At 72.6% G+C, this 8,762-nt stretch carries 9 protein-coding genes; 7 read left to right on the top strand and 2 right to left on the bottom strand.

Annotated elements, in window-relative coordinates; genetic code table 11:
• Positions 1 to 120: 120 nt before the first annotated feature.
• Complete coding sequence (locus tag DMH12_RS35075) at positions 121 to 1,197, bottom strand: GTP-binding protein (protein WP_125495367.1); 1,077 nt, start codon at positions 1,195 to 1,197, stop codon at positions 121 to 123.
• Between the two features lie 318 nt (positions 1,198 to 1,515).
• On the opposite strand from DMH12_RS35075, the gene DMH12_RS35070 reads away from it, so the two are divergent.
• The 3 genes from DMH12_RS35070 to DMH12_RS40105 all read left to right on the top strand — a co-directional run bounded on the left by DMH12_RS35070 (position 1,516) and on the right by DMH12_RS40105 (position 2,544).
• Positions 1,516 to 2,067, top strand: a complete 552-nt coding sequence (locus tag DMH12_RS35070; protein ID WP_125495366.1) for a DUF6082 family protein — start codon at positions 1,516 to 1,518, stop codon at positions 2,065 to 2,067.
• A 122-nt stretch (positions 2,068 to 2,189) separates the two neighbouring features.
• Positions 2,190 to 2,426 (top strand): hypothetical protein, encoded by a 237-nt coding sequence (locus DMH12_RS35065; RefSeq protein WP_125495365.1) that lies wholly within the window; start codon positions 2,190 to 2,192, stop codon positions 2,424 to 2,426.
• Positions 2,419 to 2,544, top strand: a complete 126-nt coding sequence (locus tag DMH12_RS40105; RefSeq protein WP_260474457.1) for a hypothetical protein — start codon at positions 2,419 to 2,421, stop codon at positions 2,542 to 2,544. Before DMH12_RS35065 ends, DMH12_RS40105 begins: the two co-directional genes overlap by 8 nt.
• A 44-nt stretch (positions 2,545 to 2,588) precedes the next feature.
• On the opposite strand, the gene DMH12_RS35060 is transcribed toward DMH12_RS40105, so the two are convergent.
• Entirely contained in the window at positions 2,589 to 3,770 is a 1,182-nt protein-coding gene (locus DMH12_RS35060; RefSeq protein WP_125495364.1) for a citrate synthase/methylcitrate synthase, read from the bottom strand.
• A gap of 112 nt (positions 3,771 to 3,882) precedes the next feature.
• Here DMH12_RS35060 and DMH12_RS35055 point away from each other — a divergent pair, with 112 nt between their 5' ends.
• From DMH12_RS35055 to DMH12_RS35040, 4 genes are all read left to right on the top strand, one after another.
• Positions 3,883 to 5,142 carry a citrate synthase gene (locus DMH12_RS35055; RefSeq protein ID WP_125495363.1) on the top strand — a complete coding sequence of 420 codons (1,260 nt, stop codon included), beginning with the start codon at positions 3,883 to 3,885 and terminating at the stop codon, positions 5,140 to 5,142.
• Between the two features lie 54 nt (positions 5,143 to 5,196).
• On the top strand, positions 5,197 to 6,141 hold the full coding sequence (locus DMH12_RS35050) for a sucrase ferredoxin (protein WP_125495362.1): 945 nt from the start codon (positions 5,197 to 5,199) through the stop codon (positions 6,139 to 6,141).
• 220 nt (positions 6,142 to 6,361) lie between these two features.
• A complete protein-coding gene (locus DMH12_RS35045; RefSeq protein ID WP_125495361.1) occupies positions 6,362 to 8,053 on the top strand; it encodes a sensor histidine kinase in 1,692 nt (563 codons plus the stop codon).
• A complete protein-coding gene (locus DMH12_RS35040; RefSeq protein WP_125495360.1) occupies positions 8,050 to 8,730 on the top strand; it encodes a response regulator in 681 nt (226 codons plus the stop codon). The genes DMH12_RS35045 and DMH12_RS35040 overlap by 4 nt, the downstream gene beginning before the upstream one ends.
• Positions 8,731 to 8,762: the final 32 nt, after the last annotated feature.

Raw genomic sequence — 8,762 nt, 5'->3', positions numbered from 1 at the left:
GCAGCCTGCTGTCCCCCATTCCTCCAGCAGACCGCAGCCTCCAGCCGCTGTCACCGCCCGAGCCGAAATCTGAAACGAACCACGACTCACGTGGCGAGACGTGAACTCAAGACCAGATCACTAGGCGGTGGGCGGCGGCTCCTCGCCGTCCGGGGATTCGCCGTCCGGGGACGGTACGTAGCGCAGGACGCCCCACATGCCGTGCTCGTCGGCGTGCGGGGTGTCGCCGCGGCAGGCTTCGAGTTCCTTGACGAGGGCGGGCGCGTCGATGCCCGAGCCGATGAGGACGAGTTGGGTGCGGCGGGCGGCGCCGGGCGGCCAGGGCTCCGGGTAGAAGCGCAGGAAGCGTCCCACGGCGTGCACGGCGTACCGGTTGCGCGGGTCGTACGGGCCGAAGTCGACGTACCCCTTGATCCGGTACAGGCCCGCGGGCCGGCTGTCGAGGAACCGCATGAGCCGGCGCGGGTCGAGCGGCTCGTCGGAGACGAACGAGAGGGTGTCGTACGCCGCGTGCAGGTGCTCGGCGTGAGCGCCGTGCGCGTCGCGGTCGTGCAGGTCGTCGAAGGACAGCTGCCCCACGCGCTCCTCGCTCGGCCGGCACTCGTAGAGGAACGCGGGGTCGATACGGCCGTAGGTGGCGGGCACGACGGCGGCGCCGTCGCTGAGCGAGCGGACGAGGGCGAGCACGCGCTCCGCGTCCTCGGCCCGGTCGGTCTTGTTGACCACGACCAGGTCGGCCAGGGCCAGGTGCCGGTCGATCTCGGGGTGCCGGGCGCGCGTGTCGTCGAACTCGGCGGCGTCGACGACCTCGACGAGTCCGCCGTAGACGACCTCCGGCTGCTCGCCGGCGAGCACCATGCGCACGAGTTCATGCGGTTCGGCCAGGCCGCTCGCCTCGATGACGATGACGTCGATGCCGGCCTCGGGCCGGGCGAGCCGCGCCAGGTACCCGTCGAGTTCGCTCACGTCCACGGCACAGCACAGGCAGCCGTTGCCGAGCGACACGGTGGAGTCGCCGAGGGCGCCGGCGACCGCCATCGCGTCGATCTCGATCGAGCCGAAGTCGTTGACGACGGCGCCGATCCGGTTGCCTCCGCTGCGGTGGAGGAGGTGGTTGAGGAGTGTGGTCTTCCCGGAGCCGAGGAACCCGACGAGTACGACGACCGGAATCTGCTGCCGTGTCGGGCGCTGCCCCACCGTGCGACCTCTCTCTCACCCACGCGTACGCCGTTGCGCGGCACGTCGTGCACCGCGCGCGGAATGGCCTGCTCAGGATACGAGTCGCCGCGACCGACGCGGAGTGAACGATTGTTAGCAGCACTCTCGGGGCATGCGTCTGGCAAGGCGCCGGAGTGTGCGACCCTCGCTTCCCTCCGTGCGCCTCCTCTCCGCCTCCCCGCCGATCAGCGCCGCTCGGCACTCTGGAGGTGGCACGCGCCGCCCATCGCTCGCCGGTCCCCGTCAGCCGACCCGCACTCGACGACCGGCGGGCGGTCGCCTGATTCGGGGGTTGACATGGCCACACGCAAGAAGATCACGGGGAGGTTCGGCTCCGCGGCGACCGGGCTGCTGCTCGCCACGGCGGGACTGTCGCTGGCCGCGCGGCAGTGGCGGCTGGAGACGGTGCGCTTGCAGGAGCGAATACTGGAGCTGGAGGAGCTGACCAGTCGGCGGCAGTCGCTGGCGCATCAGCAGCGTATGCACTGGGAGTTGCTCACGAGGGCGATCGACGACCCGTCCCTCGCCGAGGTGATCGACACCTACGACAAGGGCATCCCGGCCGAACGGCGCCGCCAGTTCTTCTACGCGAACGCCTGGTACGTGAACCTCTACCACGTGCATCAGGCAGGACTCCTGGATCAGGAAGGGCTCCAGGGGCGCTTGCGGGAGTTCTTCCAGAGCCCGATCTTCCGTGAGTACTGGGAGGCGTCCAGGAACATGCGAGCCTCCCTCGACGAGCGCTCCGAGGAAGCCCGTCTGGGGCGGGTGGTCGACGCTCTCGTCAGGGACCTGGACGAGGCCGACACGGACGAGTGGTGGGTCGTGGGCACGCCTCCGAACGACTGAGGCCACCCAACGGAGTTAGCGACGGAGTGTCTTTCGGCCTGGGGGCCACTGTGGTCCGCATTCACCCAGTACGGTGTGGCCTCGTCACTCCGCCAGCCCCTGTCTCTAAGGACCGGTACCCCTTGAAAATCGTGCGCCGCATCGGTGTGCCTCCCAGCGCTCGTGGCAGTACCACGGGATCCACCTGCCCGGACGTCTTCGAGCTGAGCGACGGCAACTTCGCCGTCATCGGCACCGAGGCCACCGAGGCGCTGGAGCGTGAACTGCCTGCCGACGCCGCCCGCGCCGACTACGAACGCATCGTCGTCGTGAGCCGGGAGACCCTCATCCGGGCCAAGGCGGACATCCCCGATGTCTGATATAGCCAACCTGGTGGGCGCCGTCGGCGGATTCCTGGGCGGCCTCGCGGCGATGATCATGGCTGTTCTCTCATGGCGCGGGCGCCGCGACAACACCCCCGAGGACCCTCCCGCGTAGACCCACCGCCCGAGCCCGGCACATGATCGTGCCGGGCTGCGTGTTCAAGCGGGCGCCGGCACCCCGACCGGCGCCCCCGGCCCGACATACCGCGCCGCCGGACGGATGATCTTCGAGTCCCTCGCCTGTTCCAGAATGTTCGCGCTCCATCCCACCACCCGCGCCGCGGCGAACGTCGGGGTGAACATCTCGCGCGGCAGACCGCACAGCTCCATGACCACGCCCGCGTAGAACTCGACGTTGGTGTGCAGCTCCCGCCCCGGCTTCAGCTCCGCGAGGATCGCCTCGACCCGGCGCTCCACCTCCACGGCGAACTCCACGCGCGGACCGCCGAACCCCCGCGCCACCTCACGGAGCATCCTGGAGCGCGGGTCCTCGGTGCGGTAGACGGCGTGGCCGAAGCCCATGATGCGGTCACCGGCGAGCACCCGCTCGCGGATCCAGCCGTCGATGCGTTCCGGAGTGCCGATGGCGTCCAGGGTGTCCAGCGCCCGGCTGGGCGCACCGCCGTGCAAGGGCCCGGACAGCGCCGCCACGGCGCCCGTGAGGCCCGCCGCGACGTCCGCGCCCGTCGAGGCGATGACCCGCGCGGTGAACGTTGACGCGTTGAAGCCGTGGTCAATGGTGGAGATCAAGTACTGCTCGATCGCCCTTGTGCGCCGGGCGTTCGGCTCCTCGCCCGTCAGCATGTAGAGGTAGTTCGCCGCGTAGGACAGGTCCTCGCGCGGCTCGACCGGTTCGAATCCGCGTGCCAGCCGGTGCAGGGCGGTCAGCAGGGTCGGGACGGCGGCCGCGGCCACCACGGTGTCCTGGCGGCGCTCCTCGGCCGACAGGTCGTACACGGGCCTGAAGCCCCGGGCCGCGCCCAGCAGCGACAGGGCCGTGCGCATGCCGGCGAGCGGACCGGAATGCCCGCCGGCCGCCGCGATGGCGGGGAGCGCCGCGCGTACCGCGTCGGGGAGGCTCCGCATCGCCGCGGTCTCGGCGGCGAAGGCCGCCCCACGCCGCGCGTCCGGGAGTTCCCCGTGCACCAGGAGATGCCAGACGTCCTCGAAGCGGCGGCTGTGCGCGAGCTCGACGGCCGAGTACTGGCGGTAGTGGTAGAAGCCCTCGAGCCCTCGCACGTCGCCGACCTCGGTCTCGGCCACCACGACGCCGGCGAGCCCGCGCGGCACCTCGACGGAAGCCGCTGGGGACGGACCGGTCGCGGTTTTGTTGACAGACATGATTACCTCCTCGAACTTGAGTCAACTGTCTATACTTGACCAGATCCCTGTCAATATTGATTCAATCAATATACGGCTCAGGACGGACCTTCAGGATCGATACGGTGACCCCATGCGCGATCAAGACCACGGCCGCCCGGACGACGCCGCACGGCGCCTGACCACCAAGGAGGCGGCCGAACTCCTCGGCGTGAAACCCGAGACCGTGTACGCGTACGTCAGTCGCGGCCGGCTCGGCAGCCGGCGCACCCACGACGGCAGGGGCAGCACCTTCGACGCGGAGGAGGTACGGGCCCTCGCCCGGCGCAACCGGCGCGACACCGGCACCCCCGCGGCCTCCGGCCAGGAACTGGCCGTGCGCACCCGCATCACGCTCATCGAGAGCGACCGGTACTACTACCGGGGCGTCGACGCGGTCGAACTCGCCACGCGCCACAGCTACGAAGAGGTCGCCGAATGGCTCTGGACCGGGGAGTTGCGCTCAGGCGCCGCCTTCTCCGCGCCCGAGTCCTCCGTGACCGTCGCCCGCCGGGCCGTCGGCGCCCTGCCCGAACACGCCGCCCCCACCGACCGGTTGCGGGTCGCGGCGATCGCCGCCGCGGTCGCGGACCCGCTCCGCTTCGACCTGTCGGAGGACGCGGTACTGGGCACCGCGCGCATCCTCATCCCCACCCTGGTGGCCGCGCTGCCGCCGGTAGCGCGCGACGGCGACGACCGGTCCCCTCTCGCCCACCGCTTGTGGACCCGGCTCAGCGGGCGTCCCGCCGACGAGCCGACCCTGCACGCCCTGGACACCGCGCTCTCCCTGCTCGTCGACCACGATCTGGCCGCCTCCACTCTCGCCGTGCGCGTGGCGGCGTCGGCCCGGGCGCACGCCTACGCCGCGGTGTCCGCCGGGCTCGGCGTGATCGAGGGGCCGCTGCACGGCGCAGCGGGCGGGCTCGCGCACCGGATGCTGCTGGAGGTGCTCGACCAGGGCAACGCGGCACCCGTGGTCGCCGAGGAGCTGCGGGCCGGCCGGCGCATCCCGGGCCTCGGGCACCGGCTCTACCCCGGCGAGGACCCACGCGCGCGTGCCCTGTTCGCGCTCCTGGAGGACATCCCGCGAGCCGGGCCCGCCCTCGCCGCGGCCCGGGACGTCCAGGCCACCGCCGCCCGCCACACCCCGCTGCACGCCAACGTCGACCTGGCCCTCGCCGTCCTCACCGCCTCTTCCGGCATGGCACCCTCCGCGGCCGAGACGATCTTCGCGGTGGCCCGCACGGCGGGCTGGATCGCGCACGCGCTGGAGGAGTACGGGGAGCGCCCCCTGCGGATGCGGCCGAGCGGGCTCTATACGGGCCCGCGGCCGCCGCAGCCACCGCCGGAGTAGCGTTCCCGCGCGGTGGGAAGTCACCGCGCGGCAAGTCAGGTTAGGCTCACCTCTGTGAGTACGTGCTCAACCGTCTCCCGGGACCTCGACGAGCCCGTTTCGGGCACCGCGCCCACTGCGACGACCTGGCTGCTGCTCGAACAGCCCGGCCCGTGGGGCGCCAAGGCGCTGACGTCGAGCCACCTGGACCCCGCACTCGGCCGCACCCTGGAAGAGGCGGTGAAGGGTACGGGCGTGCGCGTCGCACTCATCCGCAGGCCCGGACGGCACGCGGACCGCGGTACTCCGGTCGAACGCAGGGTGTACGCGGCCCACACCGTGCCGGGAAACGTGTGGGTGCACGCCACCACGATCAGGGACCCCCGACGACTGCTCGACCTCGATTTCGCGGCGCTCGGCCGGGGCGATCACCGCGGCTTCGACTCGGCCCTCGACGGCGGCCCCCATCTCGGCGATCCCCTGGCTCTCGTCTGCACCAACGGCAAGCGGGACCGCTGCTGCGCACTCCTGGGCCGCCCACTTGCGGCCGAGCTCGCCGCCTCCGGGGCGGCGGGCGTCTGGGAGGTCACGCACCTGGGAGGCCACCGCTTCTCGCCGACCGTGCTCGTCCTGCCCCACGGATACGTCTACGGCCGCGTCCAGGCCCATGACGTCAAGCAGATCCTGCACGGCGCCCGGGAGGGCCGGATCGTCGTCGAGGGCTGCCGCGGGAACTCGGCGTGGGAGCGTCCCGGCCAGGCCGCCGAGCTGGCCCTGCGCGCGACCCTGGGCGAGGACACGGCCGGGGCGCTGAGCATCCTGCGGACGGACGGTGCCGCACCCCGCTGGGAGGTGACCCTGGCCCACGCGGACGGGCGGCACTGGCGGGTCACCGTCACCCAGGGCGCTTCGTCGCCGCCGCGCCCGGAGAGCTGCGGGGCCTCGGTCCTGGGCTCACCGGCACGCATGGAGGTCACGGCGGTGCGCGCACTGACCGTGACATCGGCGCTCGCGAGCTGACGCACCGGCCCGCGCGGACGCGTGGACGCACCGGCACGCCCGTCACGCGGGGCCGCACCGGCATGCCCGTCACGCGTGGACGCACCCGCATGCCCGTCACGCGTGGACGCAGCGGCCCGCCCGGAACGCACGGACGGACCGGCCCGCCCGGAGCACGTACGGGAGATCCGCGCCACATCCCTCTACGGGATGCCCCCACCTCCCACGTACGGTCATGGGTATGAGCTCCACTCCCCCCGCACGCCGCAGGCGCCTCGGCCTGCCGCGGCGGGTGTTCTCGCAGGTGCTGCTGATGCAGCTGGCGATCGCCGCGGGAGTCGCGGTGCTCGCGACCGGGCTGTTCCTGGCGCCGCTCGGTGACCAGCTGGACGACCAGGCGATGCGCCGGGCGCTGGCGATCGCGCAGACCACCGCGCAGCAGCCGCAGGTCGCCGAGGAACTGCGGACCACCCGTCCGGCGACGGACGGGCCGGTGCAGACGCAGGCGGAGCGGATCCGGAAGGCCACGCAGGCCGAGTACGTCGTCGTCATGGACCGGCAGGGCGTGCGCTGGTCGCACACCGACCCGTCACGGATCGGCGAGGTCGTCTCGACCGATCCCGGGCAGGCGCTGGCCGGACGGGACGTGATGGAGATCGACGACGGCACCCTCGGCCGCTCCGCACGCGGCAAGGTGCCCCTGCGCGACGCCGACGGCGACATCGTGGGAGCGGTCTCGGTCGGCATCGCCTACGACAGCGTTCGGGCACGGCTGATCCACGCCATTCCGGGCCTGTTCGCGTACGCCGGCGGCGCCCTGGCCGTGGGCGCGCTGGCGGCCTGGCTCATCTCGCGCCGGGTGCAGCGGCAGACCCGCGACCTGGCCTTCTCGGACATCGCGGGCCTGCTCGCGGAGCGCGAGGCCATGCTGCACGGCATCCGGGAGGGCGTGGTCGCCCTGGACCGAGGGGGCAGGATGCGGCTGCTCAACGACGAGGCGCAGCGGTTGCTCGGCCTCGGCGCCGAGGCCGTCGGCCGCTCCCCCGACGAGGCGCTCGGCTCGGGGCGCACGGCCGATGTCCTGGCGGGCCGGGTGACCGGCACCGATCTGCTGACGGTCCGCGGCCAGCGGGTCCTGGTGGCCAACCGGATGCCCACCGACGACGGAGGTGCGGTCGCCACCCTGCGCGACCGCACCGAGCTGGAGCAGCTCGGCCGGGAGCTGGACTCGACGCGCGGCCTGATCGACGCCCTGCGCGCCCAGGACCACGAGCACGCCAACCGCATGCACACCCTGCTGGGGCTGCTCGAACTGGAGATGTACGACGACGCCGTGGAGTTCGTCGGGGAGGTGGTCGGCGATCACCGGGTGACCGCGGAGCAGATCACCGAACGGATCCAGGACCCGCTGCTGGCGGCCCTGCTGGTCGGCAAGGCGACCGTCGCGGCGGAACGCGGGGTGACCCTCTGGGTGTCGGACCGGACGCGGCTGCCGGACCGGCTGGTCGACCCCAGGGGGCTCGTCACGATCGTCGGCAACCTGGTGGACAACGCCCTCGACGCCACCGCTGGGACGCCGCACGCGCGCGTGGAGGTCGAACTGCGCGCACAGGGGCGCGCCGCCACGCTCCGGGTGCGCGACACCGGGCCCGGGATTCCGGCGGAACACCGCGAGCTGGTGTTCACGGCGGGATGGTCGACCAAGGAGCCGCCTGCGCACCGGCGGCGCGGTATCGGGCTGTCGCTGGTGCGCAGGCTGGCCGAGCGGCAGGGCGGCAGCGCCACCGTCGACGCGGCGCACGGCGGAGGCGCGGAATTCGTGGTCGTCCTGCCCGAGGCACTGGCGGAGGCGGACCTGGAACCCGTCCCCGCCGCCCGCGCGGTACCGGCCCCCACCCCCGTGAACACCGCTGCCGAGGAGGAGTCCCGATGATCGAGGTCCTGGTCGTGGACGACGACACGCGGGTCGCGCGGGTCAACGCCGCCTACGTCGAGAAGGTGCCGGGCTTCCACGTCGCGGGCGAGGCGCACAGCGCCTCGGAGGCGCTGCGCAGCGTGGAACGGCTGCCGCGCCTCGACCTGATCCTGCTCGACCACTACCTGCCCGACCGGACCGGCCTGGAGGTCGTCCAGGAGATGCGGCGGCGTGGGCACCAGACGGACGTGATCATGGTGACGGCCGCCCGGGACGTGTCGACCGTCCAGGCGGCGATGCGGCAGGGTGCCCTCCAGTACCTGGTCAAGCCCTTCGCCTACGCGGGGCTGCGCGCCAAGCTGGAGGCGTACGCGGAGCTGCGGCGCACCCTCGACGGGGGCGGTGAGGCGGAGCAGGCGGAGGTGGACCGGATCTTCGGCGCCCTGTCGGCGCCGTCGGAACCGGGGTTGCCCAAGGGCCACTCCCCCACCACCGCCGAGTCGGTGCGCCAGTGCCTGATGAAGTCCGACGGGCCGCTCTCCGCCCAGGAGATCGCCGAACGGACCGGGGTGAGCCGCCAGACCGCGCAGCGCTATCTGAAGCTCCTGGAGCGCACGGGACGGGCCAGGCTGACGCTCAAGTACGGCGACGCGGGCCGCCCGGAACACCGCTACGAGTGGGCGACCCGCCCGTGAACCGGGCGTGTCGCCCACTCGTAGCGGTGTTC

It is taken from the genome of Streptomyces sp. WAC 04229 (genome assembly GCF_003947455.1).
Taxonomy (GTDB): domain Bacteria; phylum Actinomycetota; class Actinomycetes; order Streptomycetales; family Streptomycetaceae; genus Streptomyces.
Note: the sequence above shows the minus strand (reverse complement) of the source record. Positions and strands in the feature narration are given on the sequence as shown.